The following is an 18,998-nucleotide window of genomic DNA, read 5'->3' as shown; positions in this document are numbered from 1 at the left end:
GAGGCTGGGCGACTCCTTGGGGATCAGCGTCACAGATTAGACCCTGGAGCGAGCAACGCGAGTGAAGCGGCTCATCGGACGCCCCCAGGAAAGCGCCCAGTCGGAACGGAAATCAACCACACGTTTTGGTGAAGAGCCATTTTTGAATAGGGGTGAATGAATGGTTAGAAGAAGAGGCACGTATCAAATAAAAATTCGTGACAAGCAGCTCATTTGTTTATTTTGTCAGAACGATCAATTTCAACATCGTGAAGTTTATATGGATTTAAGTCCTTTAGGTGAAACGGTGACGGATCAACTCACATTGCAATCATTTTACTGTACATCATGTGGTGATATCCGAATGTTTCAAGAAAAGAATCGATTTGACCATACGTTACAAAAACATGTATCTATTATTGAGTATACAGAGGTAACAAAAGAATGAGTACAAGTGATTTAATGCAGAAAAAAAGTCGTATTACGATTTTTAATGAGCCTGTTATTTGTAGATTTTGTTCAAATGATGTATTTATTCCTTATGAAGTATATGCGAATGTTGAACAGCCCGGTATCGGTGTATATCATGTTCGTAATATAGCAATTTGTCAACATTGTGGTGAAACAAAATATTTTGGAGATCCAAGCTATTATGATGCTGAAAAAGATACTTATATTTGGGCATTGAATCAGTATTTACTTTCCGATACCGTTAGAAAATATAAGATTAAGGTTTTATTATATGTTGGGAAAAGAAATAACGATAGAATAACTTCTTTTATAAATAAGCTTGTTCAAGATTTTAGTATAGAAGTAGAGAATATGAGCGATTTAAAAGGGGGAGTAGTACTTCAAATGAAGCTTTCTAGTTTAAATGATATACAAACGATTAGATCTATAATAATCGATTCTGCGAAGCGACTGAATATAACGATTAAGGATTTAACCATTAAATAGGATTATCGAAGTGACATTTATTTAAATGTTGCTTTTAATAGGAGAGTACCACATATCCAGTAACGTAAGGAATAAAATATATGGATTTCATTTGGCTCATCACTAAAACGTATGCTATGAATATAGGTGTAAAATAGGCTTAGAAAATGGAGAATACAATACTGAAAGGAAAGTGGATACGATGAAAATTCTTGAAACAGAACGACTTACCCTTCGCTTACAAACAACAGATGATGCAGATTTTATTCTTGAGCTAATGAATGATCCTTCATGGCTAGAGTTCATTGGTGATCGTGGTTTGAGAACAGTAGAGGATGCGCGTGAATATATAAAGAATGGAGCAATTCGCACGTATGAGCAATTTGGCTTTTGTTTTTTTTTAGTTGAAAGAAAAGAAGATCAAAGCCCGATAGGCATTTGTGGTCTAGTTAAAAGAGACTCGCTAGAAGATGTGGATATTGGCTTCGCTTTTCTTCCTCAGTATTGGGGCAAAGGATACGCCTATGAAGCAGCTTCAGCGACATTGGCATATGGTTTAGATACACTAGGGCTAAATCGTATAGTGGCTATCACAACTCAAGATAATCACGCTTCAGCAAAGCTACTCGAAAAAATAGGCTTGAAGTTTGAAAGATTAGTCCAACTTTCCAATGATCCTGAAGAACTTAGACTTTTTTCGTTCAATAGTGACTCATAAATATTATGAAAGAAAAGGTGAGAATCTGAATATTAGAGAGGCGAATAAATTAGATTACCCGGAATTAAGAAAAATCTATCTGGAATCGCGTCGTAAAAATTTCCATTGGGCGGCTTTAGAAGAAATGACATTAGACGATTTTGATAAAGATACTATAGGAGAGCATATAATTGTAGCGGAAGAAGATAATCATCTACTTGGATTTGCATCATTATACTTGCCAGATAATTTTATTCATAATTTATTTATTAATCCAAATTACTTTGGTAAAGGTATAGGGGGTCACTTACTAAATGCCTCCATTAAAAAAATGAATAAACCGTTAAGATTAAAATGTGTATCCGAAAATCATATAGCGTTGAAATTTTATGAGAAGAATGGTTGGAAGAAGGTAAACGAAGAAGGGGAAAAGGAAAAATATTGGGTTATGAAATATGAATAACAAATTAAGAAGGTATTGAAATAAACTTCCATCTGATGGAGGTTGGGCGACTCCTTGGGAATCAGTGTCACAGATGAGACCCTGCAGCGAAGTGAATAGGGGAACGAAGGTTAAAAGCATCACGTACTGTGATAAAGCCTTCGTGACCAACTTCGCTTGCGCTTTCGCACAAAAAACATTTGTCGCTGTCGCTACGTTTGCACTGCGCTTTCGCACAAAAAACATCTGTCGCCCCGATGCCTCCAAAAAAGTCCTCAATTGCAAAGGATCAACCCCTTGTTTTGTCGAAGTGACACCTTTATTTCTTTGACACAATAGTATTTCGAAAAAAAGAGACAGTCTTTCGTGATTAACACGTTAGACTGTCTCTTCGTTCATTTAACAACTTCTTGCTGTGCCCAATATTTGTCTAGTTCTTGATCTAGATATACCCAACCTTTCCATGCAATATGAATCGTATCCATAATAAAATACGGATCATATTCATGGCCAGAGAAGTCAACATATGGAACATTAGCATCAGTTAAGATGTTATTCATTTTTTCGTAATATTTTTGTCGACGTTCCTCAGGGTATTCTGTGTAGTCATACCAATGACCATTTACTGGAATAGAGATAAATAATGGCTTTGCACCAGCATCCTTTAACACATCAATGACTAGCTGAAAATCTTCATATTCGGGTGAATTCGTATAATCTTCGTTCTTTCGCATTCCTTCAAACTTAGATAAATTCGAATTTACAAGTCGTTTATAAAATTTATTTTCAATCATTAAATCATTGGATACACGTTTTTCGCCATATTCCTCAGCATTTTTCAATTGTTGCTCAAATGTTTGATTCGTAACTAGTTCGTCTTTATCTTTTAATTTATGCGACTCACGAGGGAAAATCGAGTAATACAAATCTTTTTTCTCTAGCATAGCCTTTTGGACACGACCAGCCATCATTGCAAGACGCCCAACGATAGGTCTTTTCTTACCATCCGATAATTTATATTCATAAATGGTTTTTAACAGTTGATCACGACTTACTGTATCAAACTCTAGAAGTCGTTTCATTGCTCGATTTCGAAGGTCTTCATCAATGTCCTTATTGTAGGCTAAATCGTAGGCATGCAACATTGAATAGTTAGGAGAAAAATGTAATTCATCCATTCCTTTTTTCGTAAACCATTGAGGAGAAATGATGAATACAATTTTTTTATCCTTTAAATTTTTCTCCTGTGCAGCAAAGTTTAAAAAGTGTGTAATTGACTGCATACCTCCTCGCCCAACCATAAATGTCGTGTACGGGGCATCCGTAGCTCGCGCATAATTATAAGGGTGGAAGGGGTCAAAACGATTTAATTCTGAGGAGCCATATAAAGGTAAGGAATTAGGCTCCTGCAACATCCGCTCCTGGAAATACATACCCTGGAACACTAACGGAGACATACTAGTTTTTGCTTGCTCTACATCTTCATCTGAAATAAAAGCTTTTATCCAGGAGTTAGGGAAGAACAAAAATGCAGCAAAAAGAACAAAAGCAATTAAAAGTGATATAAAGCCTTTCTTAATCATTGTCTTTCAGCTAATTTCGCTGCAATACGATTTGGCGTGTTCCATTCCTCACGGTTAAAATCAGTAATTGGCACTGAGATGTCAAAGCGGTTTTCAATTTCTACTAATAAATTAATGGTACCGAATGAATCAAGAAGTCCTTCTTCAAATAGATCGATATCTGGGTTTTCTAAAACGATATCGTCCTCGCATAACTCTACTAGCATTTCAAAAATTTGTTGTTTATCCATTTTATAAATCTCCTTTATTGTTTAGGCTGTGTTATAAGCGATTAACATGAACAGAGCCGTTGTTTAAAATAATCTTCCTGAGAAAATATAGAAGCCAAAGCAAATTGCATTAAAAGTGATAAACACTCCTATTGCATGTGTCCATTTATTTTTTGGCCAAATTTTACGTTTTTTATTCCAGCGTTCAAATTTATCGAAGCTGATAATTAACAAGGCATGGTAGAGACCGTAGACAACAAAGTGCCATTCCAATCCGTGCCAAATCCCCATTAAGAAGAATAGTAAAAAGAAGCCAAGATACGAAACTGTGTATTTGTTTTTAATCCATTTTTTCTTCGTCATCCAAAGCACAAAGCGCATATAGACATAATCTCGGAACCAGAATGAAAGGCTCATATGCCAGCGATTCCAGAAGTCTTTAATATTACGGCTTGTGAATGGTCGGTTAAAGTTGATAGGCGTTTGAACACCCATGATGCGACTGACACCAACCGCAAAAGCACTGTAACCCGCAAAATCGAAAAATAAATAAAAACTATACATATACATATACGCTATTTGCCCTTGAAAAGGTGTCAAATAGTTATACGTTTGATTTGGTAAATAAATAAGTGTGTAGTTATATATTAAATAAGCCACAATAAATTTATATAAAAAGCCTACAAATATATAATTGATCCCACTTAACAGTAACTTTTGATAGTCTTGACCAGACGGCACTGTGTGCATATCTTTAGAAAAGCGTCGCCAACGATCAATAGGTCCTGATGATACTGTTGGGAAGAACAGTAAGAAATAGGCAAGCTCAACTACCGAAATTTTATCTTTAATTAAGCCATCGCGTGTTTCTAAAATCATTTGTACCGCTTTAAAGGTAATGTAGGATACCCCTAAAAACCCGAATAGATTTTTAAGACCAAGTATTGGCAGAACCTTCACGAGTACAAGTGGCAAAATTGACAATAGCACAGCGATTACGAATACGGAAGTGCTATTCTTCTGTAATCGATATTTTTGGTAAACAATAATTAATACTAACTGAAAAACAGTAAATAGTATAAGAGAAATTGAGCCGTTAAGGGAGTTACCAAAAATAATAGCTAAAATGATTATCGAAATAAAGATATTATAGCGTTTAGCTGATTTCCCACGTAGCCCTAAAATAATTGTTGGCAGTAACATAATACCAATGATGATGAAAAAACCTATATTTCCATAAGGCGTCATACTGTTTCCATAACCGCCAATCCTTTACGATCAACTTTACCGTTTGAATTTAAAGGTAAAGTGTCAATGTATTTGAATGTTTTCGGAATCATATAAGATGGTAAATAATCCGATAACAAAGCTTTTAGTTGCTTCGTCATTTTGAAGGCAGAGTCCGTTAATGGTTCTCGAAGAACAATATATGCACTTAGTGAAACAATCTCATCATCTTTATAGATAGGTATAACAACACAGCTAGAAACAGGTGGAAGATTGCCGATTTGTTTTTCAATTTCTTCAATTTCTAAACGATAACCGTGCAATTTTACCTGGAAATCCTTTCGTCCAGCAAAGAACAGATAGCCATCCTTTTCATAACCAACGTCCCCAGTTTTATAAATACGTTGATCCTCTATTGTAGGGAAAGCTTTAAGTGTTAAGTCAGGTGCTCCAAGATAGCCTGCACTAACAGTTGGACCAGAAATTATAATCTCGCCATCTTCTAGTAAGGATAGATTAGGCTCAGATAGAGGGGCGATTGGTAGTTGGTCAAATTGCTCCATAAGCTCCGCTGTTACTTCTACATAGGATACTGCAACAGTTGTTTCAGTAGGCCCATATAAATTAAAAATAGATGCTTGTGGGAAGCGTTGCATTAATTCTTTTGCTAAGGATATTGGTAAAACCTCTCCGCAGAATAAAAAAGTATTTAAAGAAGGCATTAACTCCTGATGCCACTCTTTGTTCATTAAACAAATCTTCGCAAAGGAAGGTGTGGAAGTCCAAACTCGAATACCAGAAGTAGCCAATGATTCGAATAACGCCTTTGGATTAGCAATTTGCTCTTGCGTAATTGCGTAAAGCGTTTGCCCACTAACGAGTGCAGGATATAAATCCATCACAGATAAATCAAAGGAATAAGGCGCTTGATTTAAAAATACTCCAGATTCTTGTAATGGGAAGTATTCATGCATCCAAGCAACAAAGTGCGCTAAATTATCGGCTGTAATTTGGACACCCTTTGGTTTCCCAGTAGAACCAGATGTGTAAATAATATAATAAATTTCTTGATCCTGAACCCATGTTGAAGGCTGCGTCGAAATATTCGTAGTTTGAGTCACTATATCACTTACCTCAGCTACAGGAACTGACTGGTGTGTGTTTAACGTTTCAGTCTTTAGTAGTAAGCAAGCCTGAGACGCTTCTATAATGATTTGTAGCCTTTCAGACGGTGTAGACGAGTCAACAGGTACATAAGGATGACCAGCCTTTACAGCACCTAAAAAGGCAACGATTTGTAAAGGTGACATATGCCCATAGACGACAATGGGTTGTTGTCTTTTCAAATCAAGAGCCATTAAATACTGCGCTACACGATCAGAAAGGTCCCAAAGCTCACCATACGTTAAGGAATCAGTATTGGTTTGATATGCAGTTCGATGTGGATGTTCGTGTGCCACATTTTGAATAGCCTCTAAAATACTTAACATAATATATATCTCCTTTTCTTAAAATTCAGTATATATAAATGGTCCTGCATTCATATCATGGAAGCCATGAATAAGAAACAAGAGCACCAAAATGATGAAATAAAATAACGTAAAGCCTATAAAACGAAAAAGCTCATTATTTTTGATGGATTGCATATGTCCACCTCCAATTATAAATGAAAAAAGAATATAACTTTGTAAATATACTAAAAAAATACATATTTTTTCAAGTTATTTTTAGTAACCTTTTTTCCTTTTATTAAATTTTTATCACTGTTTTGACGGAAAGTGGAGAAAAATGTTGCCGAATTTTAAATTATTCATTAAATCATAAGAAAAGTTTAAGGTAAAATTAAGAATTTGGAAAAGTTAGTTAAAATGGAAGAAAAGAAATTGGTTTATTATTGTCGTTTTTCCAACTTAATTTGCCGGCTCATAACATAACGAGTGATTGATTTTCGTTTCCAACTGTACGTTTTCCGTGGAACGCCCTACCTTTTAGCCTTCGTTCCTCTGATAGGCTCGCTTCAGGATTAATCCCCAAGGAGTCGCTCAGTCTCCATTCCGCTCAACTTATATAAATACCATACGTTTTAATAAATGTCATTCCTAACTTTTGGTAAAAGGTCGTGAGCGATAAACTTCCTTGCGTTATTGCACGCTCGCTTAATGGATGAACACACAATAACGTGTGGTTGATTTCCGTTCCGACTGGGCACGACCAGCCCCTACTCCAATCAACTAATATACAAGGCATATATTAAAAAAATGTTATCCACAACTTTTGGTGATGTGCCGAACAGCTTTTATATTGTTTATTATTACCATTTTCAACGCATTATATTAAGCTTAATGAATAAAAGTAAAATCAAAGTAAACTCAATGGAAAATGTCGGTATTATTTTTTACCTCTTTCAGCAAACGAAAGTGGCAGCGGCAGTACACAAGCCTCCCGTTTCTAAAATAATGGGATGAAAAAGGGGGATATTAAGCAGATTATGGAGTTGGCAATCTTTTGAGGGCTGTTGCGATACATATTGAGCAAAAGAAAAGTGCTATCATCAGTTAATTATCTCAACTTATGATAGCACCCTAAGTATTATTTGATTACATTTAAAACTTTTTTTGAAACGTAAAATTCAGTGCCGTTGTAGACATTGATTGTGTCAAAAGTATGAGTCTTTGTCGTCTTTGTCGTCTTTGTTGAGGAGTCCTCATACATCAACGTGTTCTTATTCACGGGGATTGTAACTGTTACATCATTTTTTTGTGCAATAAACTTAGGGTTTTCTTTGTCAGCTAAGTCAATTTTAGTTGTATAGCCTTTTTCTTTGAATTCTTTTGTAGCGGGGATATATAAATCATCTGTAAGCTTATTTAAATCAAAGCCCATAAACTGTGCCATTGAATGTGCTAAATCAGTGTTTTCTACAAGGCCTGTAATTTTTGATGGCCCGTATGAGTATAAAAATACATCTTCACCCGTATGCCCACCAGTTGTATAGCCAATGTTTGCACGATTTGCAAGCATTTTTACCATTTCTTTGCCGATGTCTTTAGTCGATTTTAATGTTGCTAGCTCGCCTTTAGATAAATTATCTAATCCATAAAGTGCAGCGACTTCTACAATATTTGATTTATCTTTTTTTAAATAGCTTAACGCACCTTCAATTGTCATTGTAGCTTTCTTCAGAGGATCGATATAGGCAGATACAGGTATGCTAGCGTAAGTACTAGACGTGTTGGCATTCCCCATTGAAATACCACTATTACAATGGTCTGTAACAGCAATGACCATTGTATTGCCATCTTCTTTTGCAAAATCAACGGCTTCTTTCACTGCAGCATCAAAGGATAGAATGTCGCTAATGATACCGATTGTGTCATTGGCATGAGCCGCCCAGTCCACCTTACTGCCTTCTACAAATAAGAAGAAGCCGTCCTCATCCTTTTTCAGCGTATTAATTGCTTTATTCGTCATCTCAGCAAGAGTTGGTTCAGATGCTTTTGTTGTAGCCCGATCCAAATCGAAGGCAAGGGCACCTGGAGCAAAGCTTCCCCAAATTTTTGATGAATGGCTATTTAGGAGCTCATCGCGTGTTTTAACGATGTCATAATTTTTTTCTTTTAGGACATCTACTAAATTCTCGCCATCTTTACGAGCATTTTTTGTTGAGCCTGGCGCCAGAGACTCAAAGCCGCCACCTAATACGACATCAATATTTTGATAAACTTGCTGCTCAGCGATGTTATCATATTGGCTTCTATTATTAACATGTGCAGAAAATCCTGCTGGTGTCGCATGTTGAATTTCAGAAGTTGAAATCAATCCTGTTGCCTTGCCCTGTTGTTTAGCCCCTTCTAAAACATTGGCTACAGGTTTAAAGGCATCCTCTTTAGCAATTTTCTCTAGCCCTGGCGAATTAATAACAGACGGTAACACACCGACATAATTATCATTTGATTTATGACCAGTTGCTAACGCAGTAGCGGCAGGAGCTGAGTCTGTAATTGCCGATTCAGCAGAGTACGTACGCACGGCACCTGATAAAATTCCGTCCATTGCCAAGCTTTCACCTTTATACCAACGAGAAAGTGTAACGGCACTATTACTACTGCCATCCATCACAAGCATAATAACATTTGTTGGCTTCTTTACTTCAGCTGCTTGTACTTCCGGTTGAGCGATACTAAACGACGATAAAATAAGGGCACTTGCAAAAAACAATGAACACCATTTTTTTGAGTATTTCATGATTTGCCTCCTTTAGGTGAATTCAAAAAGTAAGTGTAAAGGAAAGTTGCTATTAAGAGTGAAAGTGGGAAAATTGGACTTAATGTAGTATTGAAGGGGGAAAATAGAATCTGCTTACTATCCATTGATGGAAGCTAGCAGATTCTTTCAGTAATTTTATGGCTGGGTTAGAAAGAATGTTCTTCACCGTCAATTGTTTCATAAAGTAAAACACCATCTTCATCAATGAACAAGTTTAGAACTTCTTCTTCTAATAACACTTCCTCTGAGCCATCGTTTACATTAATTTTTGTTAAATAGCCTGCATTATCATAATCACTGCAATAAACCGCATTGTCATCAGCAGCTAAGTAGTAGCAGGCTGATTCAGTAATTTGTGCAGTTTGTTTTGTTGCTATGTCATAAGCGTATACCATGCTGTCGGTTATGCTAGTATAATAAATAACGTTGCCAACAGTATCTGCGTACCACATATCATGCATAAAATCGTAAGCATTACTTGTAGCAACAACATAGTTTTCCCTTACCCATAGATGATCTTCACTTAGTTTTTCGTCATTCACTAAAAAATATGCGTAGGAAATAGCATAAGGCTCATTAGGATCGACATCATTCCAAGTCGTATCAATATGATACCAATTACCGTCAATACTTACTAAATTCCATGCATGAAGCTGATTATCGCTGTAGCCATAAACGTATTTAACATCGAGACCAGCCGCTAAAAATAAACGATAGGCTAGTAATGCGTAAGCTTGACAAACCCCAGTTTCTTTACTGATTAATTCATAAACTGTTTGACCATAAGTCTCACTTTCTCCAGAATAAGTAGCTAGTTGTACGATATAGTCATTGATGGTTTTAGCACGACTAAAGTCATCCATGTCATTTGTAATATACAAATTAGCAAATTCTTGAACATAAGAATCAACTAACTTTTCTTTCTCGGCATCTGAGAAATATGTAAAATTAAATTCGATTAAGTAACCGTTATCCGTTTCTATTGCTTCACATGTGAAACTGTCGATATAACCTGCAGTATAAGGGTTAACAAAGGAAATTAAGCTTTTTATATCATTTAGCTGTACTTTAAGTGTATCCCAATCTAATTTTCCTCTATATAATACTTTAAAGTTTGGCTCGAATTTTGATATTCGCTTTTCAATGATCTTTGAAAATTGAAGCAAAGCAGGATCTTTTTTGAATAATGTCGTTGAAAAAAGATCATCTGTTGAAAAATCTGCGGATGGCGCTTTGCTAGCGGGTTGCTTGTCTTCTGTAAAGGCTTCTTCTTGCGATTCAGGTTCCTCGTCTACTAGTGCATTGATTGCCTTAAAAGTAGCTGAACAAGCGGTAAGCAAGCTTAAAGGAATGAGCAAAAAAATCAGCCACATATACTTCTTCATATATACCTCCAGTATTATTACATTTTTAACTATTATAGGTTAATGCGTTAAGGAGGTGTTATCTATTTTTTGTAAAACTAAATTCTTCACCAATAGATGGGAATGACATTTATATTAAAAATTGATCTTCGTTCCGACTGGGCGACTCCTTGGGGATCAGCGTCATAGATGAGACTATGGAGCGAGCCAGAAGAGGACGAAGGCTAAGAGCATCACATCCTGTGATAACGCCTTCGTGACCAACATCGTGTTGGCTTAAGCGGCTTATCGGACGCCCCAGTCGGAACGGTAATCAATCTCGCGTTATGGCAAAGGGTTTAAAAATAACTTAAATGGGAAAAATAAGGTTATTTATTAATCTCAGTTTGTCAAGGCAACCTTTTTTTGTTATAATGTGATTTGTTGTGATGTTCGAAGTTCGGGAGGTGCAGTGGATGCATACAGTAGTATTAGTTTCATTAATAATCGTATCAATAGCGTTGATCGTTGTAGTATTACTTCAATCTAGTAAAAGTGCAGGCTTGTCAGGTGCCATCTCGGGTGGAGCTGAACAACTATTTGGAAAGCAAAAAGCACGTGGTATGGATCTAATCCTTCACCGTGCAACAGTTGTGTTAGCAATATTATTCTTTATTTTAGCACTCGCTATTACAAAAATCTAATAGTTGAAGATATATCGCCTAACCTTACTGGTTGGGCGTTTTCTTTTATGGTGCTAATTATTTGGACGCCAATACATAGTTAGTTCAGTAAAGTGAATACCCGCGCGGGGGAGGGAAATACCCGCGGAAGCAGGGCGAATACCCGCGAAAGCAGGGGGAATACCCGCGGAAGCAAGGCGAATACCCGCGGAAGCGAGGCGAATACCCGCGAAAGCAGGGGGAATACCCGCGAAGCAGAGCAGTACCCGCGGAAGCAGGGCGAATACCTGCGGAAGCAAGGCGAATACCCGCGGAAGCAGGGCGAATACCCGCGGAAGCAGGGCGAATACCCGCGAAAGCAGGGGGAATACCCGCGAAGCAAAGCAATACCCGCGGAAGCGAAGCGAATACCCGCGGAAGCAAGGCGAATACCCGCGGAAGCGAAGCGAATACCCGCGAAAGCAAGGCGAATACCCGCGGAAGCAGGGGGAATACCCGCGAAGCAGAGCAATACCCGCGGAAGCGAAGCGAATACCCGCGCTGAGCAGGGAAATACCCGCGAAAGCGAGGCGAATACCCGCGAAGCAAAGCAATACCCGCGAAAGCAGGGCGAATACCCGCGAAAGCAAGGCGAATACCCGCGAATCTGAAAATGATAGATGGAAAAGCTAGAGTCGTGGATAGAACCATCAAATTCGTGGATAGAATCCCTAGAATCGTGGATAGAACCATCAAAATCGTGGATAGAAGAGCCAAAATGACGGATAGAATCCTCAAAATGCCGGAAAGACCATCAAAATGCAAGAAAGACCATCAAAATGCCAAAAAGACCCATCAAATTAACCAATAAAACCTCATAAAAAAAGTAACAATCGCCAAAGCTTTTGAGGAGGCTTCAGTATGGCTATAATAGTTATAGTATGTATTAGGATGAAGGAGAGCTCGCGATGAAAAAATCATTATCACAGCCTTTTTTCTTTCAAGCAGGATCACGAGCGGTTTTATTACTGCATGGGTTTACAGGAAGCTCGGCGGATGTGCGAATGCTTGGTAGGTTTTTAGAGAAAAAAGGGTATACTACATTAGCGCCTCATTATAAAGGTCACGGTGTGGAACCGGAGGAACTTATTACAACAGGTCCTGCTGATTGGTGGCAGGATGTCATAGCTGCGTACAAACAGCTACAGGAAGCGGGCTATCAGGAAATTGCTGTGGCTGGATTGTCGTTGGGTGGTGTGATGGCTTTAAACGTTGCGCTGAATAACCCAGTTAAAGGTATCGTGACGATGTGTTCCCCGATGACGATGCGCACAACGGACATTATGTTCGAAGGTGTCCTGAAATATGCAAGGGACTATAAAAAGTTCCAAGGTAAAGATGAAGAGCAAATCGAAGCTGAAGTTTCGTTAATTGCTGAAAAGGGCATGCCATCTTTACAAGAGTTGCGAGAATTTATTGATCAGACGCGTCAGCAAATTGACATGATTTATGCACCAATTTTTGTCGTACAAGCGACAAATGACGAGGTAATTGAGACAGAATCTGCCAACATTATATATAATCAAACTGAGTCACTTGAAAAACAAATCAAGTGGTATGAAAACTCAAAGCATGTTATTACGTTAGATCAAGAAAAAGATCAGTTACATGAAGATATTTATCACTTTTTAGAAAGCCTAAATTGGGCACAATAAAACATAAGAAGGATTTTCTCATGAAGGAGGGAAATTATGAAAGACCAAAAAAATTCACTACAAAGTCGGTTACTCGATTTTTTCCGTGAAGAAGATTATAAACCATTAACAGTTGGCGAAATCGAGGACGTATTTGGCTTTGAGGATGCTGACGAATTTAAAGAATTAGTGAAAACGTTAGTGCGTATGGAGGGGCAAGGTTTAGTTGTTCGTTCTCGCTCTAATCGTTATGGCTTGCCAGAGCGTATGAATTTACTGCGAGGTAAATTTATCGGGCATGCGAAAGGCTTCGGCTTTGTTACACCTGATATTGAAGGGATGGATGATGTTTTCATTCCACCGCATGAAGTAAACGGTGCAATAAACGGTGATATCGTACTTATCCGTGTGTTAAAGGAATCATTCGGCGATCGCCGTGAAGGAACAGTGACAAAGGTAGTAGAACGAGGACAAACAAGCTTTGTCGGGACGTTCCAAGCAAATCGAGGCTTTGGCTTTGTTGTGTTAGATGACAAAAAACTACCGATGGACATTTTCATTGCTAAAGGTGATACGTTAGGAGCTGTCGACGGACACAAGGTTGTCGTTGAGGTGGCTACTTGGCCAGAGGATTTAAAATCAGCTACAGGCTATATTACGAAAATTTTAGGGCACAAAAATGACCCAGGTGTTGACATTCTATCTATTTTATATAAGCATGACATTCCACCTGAATTCCCAGAAGAAGTGGTTGCTGTTGCACAAAGTGTGCCAGATGAAATTACAGCGGCAGATTTAGAAGGTCGCCGTGATTTACGTCATGAAACGATTGTGACAATCGATGGTGCTGATGCAAAGGACTTGGATGATGCTGTAACCGTAACGAAAAACGTAGACGGTACTTATAAACTAGGCGTACATATTGCAGACGTTAGTTATTATGTAACTCAAGGCTCTGTAATAGATATCGAAGCTTATGATCGTGCGACGAGTGTATATTTAACAGACCGCGTTATTCCGATGATTCCACATCGACTATCGAATGGCATCTGTTCATTAAATCCACAGGTTGACCGTTTAGTACTGTCTTGTGAAATGATTATTGATGCAAATGGTAATGTCATTTCACATGAAATTTTCCAAAGTGTCATTAAAACGACAGAACGTATGACATATAAAGACGTATACAAGATTTTAGAGGAGCAGGACAAGGAGTTAATGGCCCGCTATGAGCCACTAGTACCAATGTTTAAACATATGGCTGAGCTGTCAAACATTTTACGTACTAAACGTGAAATGCGTGGTGCTATTGACTTTGACTTTAAAGAATCTAAAGTGATCGTGGACGAAGATGGCTGGCCAATCGATATTGAATTACGTGAACGTACAGTAGCTGAGAAATTAATTGAAGATTTCATGCTAGCGGCCAATGAAACAGTAGCAGAGCATTTCCATTGGATGAATGTACCGTTCCTTTATCGTATTCACGAAGATCCAAAGCCAGAAAAGCTACAACGCTTCTTTGAATTTGTCACGAACTTCGGTATTTTAATAAAAGGTACAGGAAACACTGTACATCCGAAAGCGCTACAAGATGTATTAAAAGCCATTGAAGGCATGCCTGAGGAGCCTGTTATTTCAACAATGCTTCTACGCTCGATGCAACAGGCAAAATATTATCCTGAAAGCTTAGGCCACTTTGGTTTATCAACTGATTTCTATACACACTTTACGTCACCAATTCGCCGTTATCCGGACTTAATCGTGCATCGTTTAATTCGAACGTATTTAATTAATAAAGATACGTCGAGAGAAACAGTTGCACAGTGGGGCATGGCAATGGATGAAATTGCGGATCATACGTCAGAGCGTGAACGCCGTGCTGTCGATGCAGAGCGCGATACGGATGCGCTGAAAAAAGCACAATATATGTCCGATAAAATTGGTGAGGAGTTTGAAGGGATCGTATCGTCTATTACAAACTTCGGGATTTTCGTGGAGCTTCCAAATACGATCGAAGGACTTGTTCATATTAGCAATATGACAGATGACTACTATCGTTTTGACGACCGTCAAATGATTATGATTGGTGAACGTACAAATCGTCAATTCCGTATCGGGGATGAAGTAACAGTACGTGTAGCAAATGTTATTATTGAGGAGTCATCGATTGACTTTGAAATCGTCGGAATGGTAACGTCGTATGGACGAACTCGAAAAGCAGCACCAACTGTTATTCACGCACGTAAAAATTATAGCGAGAACAAGGGCGAACGTAGTAGTCGTGGCAATCGCAGAGGCGGACGCAACGAAGAAGAACGAGGCGGACGTGGCAGTCGCAGTGGTCGCAACGAAGATGAAAGAAGCGGACGTGGCAGTCGTAGTGGTCGCACTGAAGAAAGACAAGGCGGACAAGGAGAGCGACGTGAAAGCGACTGTGATCCACGAGGACGCCGCAAAGATGGCTCAAGCCCAGGCCCTAAAAAAGGCGTAAAGCAAAAGCAGAAATTCTACGAAGGCGTTGCAAAAAAAGGCAAAAAGAAAAAATCAAAACGTAAATAAAAGAAAGGCGAAAGCACCAATATCACTTTACTGGTGCTTTCGCTTAATCAATAATAAAGCAGGTACTCCCTGCTAACCTTTAAGTAGAGGGTGAATTTATATGGCAAAAGGTACTGGGAAAGTATTAGCACAAAACAAAAAAGCCGGGCACGACTACTTCATTGAAGAGACAATCGAAGCGGGCATGGTGCTAACGGGCACAGAAATTAAATCCATCCGTGCAGGAAGGGTCCAACTAAAAGAATCCTATGTACAAATCCGCAGCGGTGAAGCATGGATTAACAATATGCATGTCAGCTCATTCGAACAAGGCAACCGTTTCAATCACGACCCACTACGCGCCCGCAAATTGCTGCTACATAAAAAGCAAATCGGCGAGTTAGTCGGTGCCGTAAAACGTGACGGCTACACAATTGTCCCATTAAAAATGTACATTAAAGACGGCTACGCCAAGCTATTAATCGGCGTCGGCAAAGGGAAAAAAGATTACGACAAACGTAACGACATGCGCAAAAAAGAAGCGAAACGCGACATGGAACGCGCCTTCAAATCGAAAAACCAATAATAATAGATTGTTAGAAAGCTCACTATTTTCGGATGGTGAGCTTTTTGTATGTGGGTTGTGTGAGGTGGATGGATAGAATTTTCAGGGCTTGTTCTAAAGGACGTCGATTTAAAAATATAATAAAGGATAAACAACTTTACCGCATATAGGAGGTAATGAACATTCTTACAATACGACGAAAATTTATGTTTATGAACATAGAGCACATTTATTTTGCCGAAGAACGCAATAATGCCAGTGAAAGAAAAAAGCTAGTTTGCTACCATCAAACAAAGCGACCTGCACAATCGCTCCAAACTCAAAAGACACTGCAAATCATGCTACAGCAAGATGAAGAAATCCTAGTAGCGAATTTATCAAAAATGAATCGCTATATGCTACGCCGCGCCAAAAAAGAGCCCTATGAAGTCATCGTAAAAGAAAACCCTTCTAATCAAGAACTATTGGAATTCCAGCAATTTTACAACGCCTTTGCCAAAATAAAAAATACAGATCGCGTTCAAAAATTTCATATGCAAACCTTAAAACTACTTCGCGAAAAAGGCGCACTCGTCTATACAAAGCTCCAAAACGACAAAGGTGAGGCACTGTGCTATCGGCTTTACATAGTCGATGAAGATATCGTCTTTAATTTATATACAGGTACCGCTGTCTGGATCAAGGATAGACCAGATTTAAAGCAACAAATCCGCTTCGCCAATCGGTATTTACTTTGGGAAAATATCATGATGTTCCGAAGCAAAGGCTACGCACGCTATGACTTCGGCGCAGTAACGAACAAGGAGGAAATTAATGAATTCAAGGTAGGCTTTGGTGGACAAGAAGTAGAGGTCTATTACGGCTATCTCACAGATTCCAGATTAGGAAAGCTGATTTTACGATTAAGAGATTTGAAATTCAAGATCATTAAATAAAAAAAATTGATTTAGCCAATTTTTTCTATCGTAGCGGGACACTTGAACTATAGCAAGATTTGTTTTATAATATGAATTACTGATTGCCAGATTACATGGAAGCGTACTTTTAAGCTCCCACCGTACTAGAAGAAATTCTAGCTCCTTTGCTTGAACGAAGCAACATGCTTCGATTCATATTCAAGGGGACGTTACGGATTCGACAGGGATGGTTCAAGCTTTGGTCGCGCGTCGGAGGTCTCGGCTCCGTCATCAACGGAAGTTATATAATAACTGGCAAACAACAAAACTTAGCTTTCGCAGCGTAAGCTCTTAAGCGCTCTGCCTCTCTATCGCCCATGTAGAGAACGTAGGGCCCAACTTTAGTGGGATACGGTCGATGGTGCCACCTGAGTCACCGACAAGAGATTTCCAGGTTAGCGTACAGGACGCCTGTTTGTCGGCATAATGCTACGTGAATCGTAAATAGGCAAACTACACGCGTAGAAGCTGAAGTATTGGAGTTTCTGGACGCGGGTTCGACTCCCGCCGTCTCCATATTACGAAATCAATGGATTTCAAACAATGTTAAAACCCTTGTATATCAAGGGTTTTTTATTTTCTTCTGTTTCATTTAATTTTAATCCATTTCAAATGGATGTAGTCAAATACGTAGTCAAAAAATGCACAATACGTAGTCAAAAACAGATCACATATTTAGGTAGTTTTCGAATTTTTGAATCGCTTCAGCTTTTGCTTTTTCAGTTACGTGAGCATAGATATCCATCGTGGTTTTGACGTCTGAGTAACCTAAACGATCTTGGACTTCTTTGATACTAGCTCCCGCCTCTAATAAGAGAGAGCAGTGCGTATGACGTAATCCATGTGTAGTAACTTTTTTGAGTACATATTTTTCTTGGACTTGTAAAATCCATTTTCTAGTCTTCGTTGGCTGCAAGTATTCATTACGATTGTTACTAAATACTAATTGGCCCTTTTTCAAAGTATTATAACCAATAATCAAATAATCCTCTTGTTGTTGCTTCTTCCATCGTTTAAGAATCTTTAGAGTTTCTTCATCCATTTTAATTGTTCTCGATGTAGCAGTCTTTGTCGATTTTTCATATAGAGCGTTATCTTTACCTCTGGAAATAGCTTTATTTATAGTGATTTCTTGATTAATAAAATCAATGTCATTCCATGTTAAGGCCAGGGCTTCACCTTTGCGCATACCACTAAAAGATAGAAGACGGAAGAAAGCGAAAGCTTTGTAGTTATTTTCTTTTTCTAAGCTAGCAAGGAATTCTACTAATTCTTCTTTTGTATAGAAGTTTTCAAACTCAGTAATAGAATCCATATATTTAAGTTTCCGCTTATTAGGAAGGTCCACTAAAGCAAAAGGATTATTTTTTATATAGTCGCGTTTAATCGCAAAGTCCAAAACTTTAGCTGCATAGGCTTTAACCATTTTGAAATTTTTTAATTTAGACGCCCATTGATCTACTGAACATTGACATAAATCTACATTCAATTTATCAATTTTGTAAATTCCTAGAGTTGGCAAAATATGATTTTTGAAAATCCTCGTTGTTTTAATAAAGGTACTTTCTTCAACTGTTTTTTCATATTGCACAACCCAGAGATTATAAATATCTTGGTATGTTTCTATAACAACAGATTTAAATGTACCTTTACCTATTTCTAATTTTAGACGAGCAATCTCTAATTTTGCTTCTTTTAGCGTTTTAAAGCCTCTTCTAGTCGTTCTTTGCTGTTTTCCAGTTAGAGGATTCGTGCCAACATATAGCTGAAATTGATAACGTTTCTGTCCATTCTTTAGGACGTAGCTTTCAATAGTAGAACTTTTCCTTTTTTCCATTATTAATTCCTCCCTCTATAAATGTTGGTATATCAACGGTTTGACCCGTTTTTAAGATAGT

At 38.2% G+C, this 18,998-nt stretch carries 17 protein-coding genes and 1 other RNA gene; 10 read left to right on the top strand and 8 right to left on the bottom strand.

Going from position 1 to position 18,998, the window contains the following annotated elements:
* Positions 1-160: 160 nt before the first annotated feature.
* The 4 genes from QRN68_RS12875 to QRN68_RS12860 all read left to right on the top strand — a co-directional run bounded on the left by QRN68_RS12875 (position 161) and on the right by QRN68_RS12860 (position 2,075).
* Complete coding sequence (locus QRN68_RS12875; RefSeq protein ID WP_285397293.1) at positions 161-427, top strand: hypothetical protein; 267 nt, start codon at positions 161-163, stop codon at positions 425-427.
* A complete protein-coding gene (locus QRN68_RS12870) occupies positions 424-936 on the top strand; it encodes a hypothetical protein (protein WP_285397292.1) in 513 nt (170 codons plus the stop codon). The genes QRN68_RS12875 and QRN68_RS12870 overlap by 4 nt, the downstream gene beginning before the upstream one ends.
* Before the next feature lie 181 nt (positions 937-1,117).
* A complete protein-coding gene (locus QRN68_RS12865; protein WP_285397291.1) occupies positions 1,118-1,633 on the top strand; it encodes a GNAT family N-acetyltransferase in 516 nt (171 codons plus the stop codon).
* Positions 1,634-1,658: 25 nt separating this feature from the next.
* On the top strand, positions 1,659-2,075 hold the full coding sequence (locus QRN68_RS12860; protein ID WP_285397309.1) for a GNAT family N-acetyltransferase: 417 nt from the start codon (positions 1,659-1,661) through the stop codon (positions 2,073-2,075).
* Between the two features lie 374 nt (positions 2,076-2,449).
* On the opposite strand, the gene dltD is transcribed toward QRN68_RS12860, so the two are convergent.
* The 7 genes from dltD to QRN68_RS12825 all read right to left on the bottom strand — a co-directional run bounded on the left by dltD (position 2,450) and on the right by QRN68_RS12825 (position 10,724).
* The gene (dltD, locus tag QRN68_RS12855; protein ID WP_285397290.1) at positions 2,450-3,637 is read right to left on the bottom strand and encodes a D-alanyl-lipoteichoic acid biosynthesis protein DltD; all 1,188 of its coding nucleotides are present in this window, start codon (positions 3,635-3,637) and stop codon (positions 2,450-2,452) included.
* Positions 3,634-3,867 (bottom strand): D-alanine--poly(phosphoribitol) ligase subunit 2, encoded by a 234-nt coding sequence (gene dltC, locus QRN68_RS12850; RefSeq protein ID WP_285397289.1) that lies wholly within the window; start codon positions 3,865-3,867, stop codon positions 3,634-3,636. Before dltC ends, dltD begins: the two co-directional genes overlap by 4 nt.
* Before the next feature lie 63 nt (positions 3,868-3,930).
* Positions 3,931-5,094 carry a D-alanyl-lipoteichoic acid biosynthesis protein DltB gene (dltB, locus tag QRN68_RS12845; protein WP_285397288.1) on the bottom strand — a complete coding sequence of 388 codons (1,164 nt, stop codon included), beginning with the start codon at positions 5,092-5,094 and terminating at the stop codon, positions 3,931-3,933.
* Positions 5,091-6,563: a D-alanine--poly(phosphoribitol) ligase subunit DltA gene (dltA, locus tag QRN68_RS12840; protein ID WP_285397287.1), complete on the bottom strand. Its 1,473-nt coding sequence runs from the start codon at positions 6,561-6,563 to the stop codon at positions 5,091-5,093. The genes dltB and dltA overlap by 4 nt, the downstream gene beginning before the upstream one ends.
* A gap of 18 nt (positions 6,564-6,581) precedes the next feature.
* Complete coding sequence (locus tag QRN68_RS12835; RefSeq protein WP_285397286.1) at positions 6,582-6,719, bottom strand: teichoic acid D-Ala incorporation-associated protein DltX; 138 nt, start codon at positions 6,717-6,719, stop codon at positions 6,582-6,584.
* 943 nt (positions 6,720-7,662) lie between these two features.
* Positions 7,663-9,318, bottom strand: a complete 1,656-nt coding sequence (locus tag QRN68_RS12830) for an alkaline phosphatase (RefSeq protein ID WP_285397285.1) — start codon at positions 9,316-9,318, stop codon at positions 7,663-7,665.
* 167 nt (positions 9,319-9,485) lie between these two features.
* On the bottom strand, positions 9,486-10,724 hold the full coding sequence (locus QRN68_RS12825) for a transglutaminase domain-containing protein (protein WP_285397284.1): 1,239 nt from the start codon (positions 10,722-10,724) through the stop codon (positions 9,486-9,488).
* Between the two features lie 434 nt (positions 10,725-11,158).
* Here QRN68_RS12825 and secG point away from each other — a divergent pair, with 434 nt between their 5' ends.
* The 6 genes from secG to ssrA all read left to right on the top strand — a co-directional run bounded on the left by secG (position 11,159) and on the right by ssrA (position 17,619).
* Complete coding sequence (gene secG, locus QRN68_RS12820) at positions 11,159-11,386, top strand: preprotein translocase subunit SecG (protein ID WP_068986825.1); 228 nt, start codon at positions 11,159-11,161, stop codon at positions 11,384-11,386.
* Positions 11,387-12,312: 926 nt separating this feature from the next.
* Complete coding sequence (locus QRN68_RS12815; protein WP_285397283.1) at positions 12,313-13,059, top strand: alpha/beta hydrolase; 747 nt, start codon at positions 12,313-12,315, stop codon at positions 13,057-13,059.
* A 36-nt stretch (positions 13,060-13,095) separates the two neighbouring features.
* Positions 13,096-15,600 carry a ribonuclease R gene (rnr, locus tag QRN68_RS12810; RefSeq protein ID WP_285397282.1) on the top strand — a complete coding sequence of 835 codons (2,505 nt, stop codon included), beginning with the start codon at positions 13,096-13,098 and terminating at the stop codon, positions 15,598-15,600.
* 100 nt (positions 15,601-15,700) lie between these two features.
* Positions 15,701-16,165, top strand: coding sequence for an SsrA-binding protein SmpB (smpB, locus tag QRN68_RS12805; RefSeq protein WP_079561397.1), 465 nt, complete (start codon positions 15,701-15,703; stop codon positions 16,163-16,165).
* Positions 16,166-16,350: 185 nt separating this feature from the next.
* Positions 16,351-17,079, top strand: a complete 729-nt coding sequence (locus QRN68_RS12800) for a hypothetical protein (protein WP_285397281.1) — start codon at positions 16,351-16,353, stop codon at positions 17,077-17,079.
* Positions 17,080-17,263: 184 nt separating this feature from the next.
* Positions 17,264-17,619: a transfer-messenger RNA gene (gene ssrA / locus QRN68_RS12795) on the top strand.
* Between the two features lie 148 nt (positions 17,620-17,767).
* On the opposite strand, the gene QRN68_RS12790 is transcribed toward ssrA, so the two are convergent.
* Positions 17,768-18,937 (bottom strand): site-specific integrase, encoded by a 1,170-nt coding sequence (locus tag QRN68_RS12790; RefSeq protein ID WP_285397280.1) that lies wholly within the window; start codon positions 18,935-18,937, stop codon positions 17,768-17,770.
* Between the last annotated feature and the right edge of the window lie 61 nt (positions 18,938-18,998).

The organism is Lysinibacillus sp. fls2-241-R2A-57 (assembly GCF_030209535.1).
GTDB lineage: Bacteria > Bacillota > Bacilli > Bacillales_A > Planococcaceae > Lysinibacillus.
Note: the sequence above shows the minus strand (reverse complement) of the source record. Positions and strands in the feature narration are given on the sequence as shown.